Genomic DNA, 1,486 nt, shown 5'->3' on the forward strand with positions numbered 1-1,486 from the left:
GCGCAGCATCGGGGTGCGGGTCGAGCCCGGCGACACCAAATTGCAGCGCACGCCATAGGGGGCGAGCTCCAACCCTGCCGTTTGAGTGAGGCTGGTCAGCGCCGCCTTGGAGGCGCCATAGATGCCCATCCCCACTCGTGGCACCCGACCGGCATTGGAGGAGACATTGACGATGGTGCCCCTGCGCCGTGCCTGAAACCAAGGGGTCAGGGCCCGCATCAGGTAGAAGGGGGCGAAGGTGTTGACGGAAAAAGTGCGCAGCAAGAGGACATCGTCCACTTCATCAAGCCTGCCAGTGGTTAGCACGCCAGCGACATTGACTAGCACATCGGGCCCCAGCCCCTCCCTTAACAGCTGTTCGCAGCAGCGGGCCACGGCCTCGCTGTCACTCACGTCGAGCATCACCCCTTTCACGTTGCCGGGCAGCGCTTCAGCCAGTTGCAGATCGAGCGCTACCACGCTGGCCCCCGCCTCGGCAAAAGTGCGGGCCACCGCATGGCCAATCCCCTGCGCTGCGCCGGTCACCCAGACGGTTCGCCCTTGCCACTCGCTCATGGGGTGCACTCCAGCTCGCTGACGTGATCTTCGTTGACCTGATGAGCCTTGTCCTGACTGACATTGAGCTGACTGACCTTGGCTTGACTGACATTAGGCTGACTGACATTGGGCTGACGGGAGAGGAGCGTCCACCAGTGGGCCAAGGTCGGGTTGCGGGCCAGCTCGGCCAGCTCCACCAGCTGCCCCTGCTGGCGCCACTCCGCCACCAACCCCATCACCGTCAGCGAGTCGAGGCCGTAGTCAAGCAGGTTGTCCTCTTCGGCAGGCTGCTCCTGCTGCAACTCGGCAGGCAACCGTGCCAACACTTGAGCGCGCAGCGACTCGCGAGTTAGGGGGGGCGTGCTGGCCGCAGCCATCACCTCGGCCACGGTGATCACCCGACCTGCATTGCGGCTGACATAGGAGAGCGCCAGCAGATGATCCTCGCGGGAGAAGTCGGCGATGGCATCGGCCACTAGGAAGGGGCGGATATCGCGCATAAAGGCGTCGACTGCCGTCTGCATCACCCCGATATGACCGTAGATGCCGCAGATCACCAGCTGATCCCGCCCCCAGCCAGCCATCAGCTCGGCCAGCGGTGAGCGGCAAAACGCGCTGTAGCGCCACTTGGTCAGCACCGTATCCTGCGGCTCGGGCGCCAGCGCCGCCACTATCGGTTGACGCTCTGGCGCTCGGGTCAGCCCCGGCCCCCACAGGTCATTGAGCAGGGCCCGATCGGCCTGACTCTGCTGGGCAGGCTGGGCGGTATAGACCACCGGCATACCGAGGGCACGCGCCTGACGGATCAGGCTGGCGATATGGTCGATGACCTGATTGATCAGCGGATTGCCCGGCCCGTAGAAATCGACGAAATAGTGCTGCATATCGTGGACCAGCAAGGCGGCGCGGCCCGGTTCGAAAGGCCAATTGCTGTCTCTTATACACATCT

Annotated in this window: 2 protein-coding genes; both read right to left on the reverse strand. The window is 64.1% G+C overall.

Annotation, left to right across the window (positions count from 1 at the left end):
- A partial coding sequence (locus CUC53_RS18260) for an SDR family NAD(P)-dependent oxidoreductase (protein WP_100295405.1) occupies positions 1-555 on the reverse strand: 555 nt, incomplete at its 3' end.
- The gene (locus CUC53_RS18265) at positions 552-1,484 is read right to left on the reverse strand and encodes an isochorismatase family protein (protein WP_100295404.1); all 933 of its coding nucleotides are present in this window, start codon (positions 1,482-1,484) and stop codon (positions 552-554) included. The genes CUC53_RS18265 and CUC53_RS18260, both read right to left, overlap by 4 nt.
- Between the last annotated feature and the right edge of the window lie 2 nt (positions 1,485-1,486).

The sequence above is a fragment of the Aeromonas cavernicola genome (assembly GCF_002795305.1).
GTDB lineage: Bacteria > Pseudomonadota > Gammaproteobacteria > Enterobacterales > Aeromonadaceae > Aeromonas > Aeromonas cavernicola.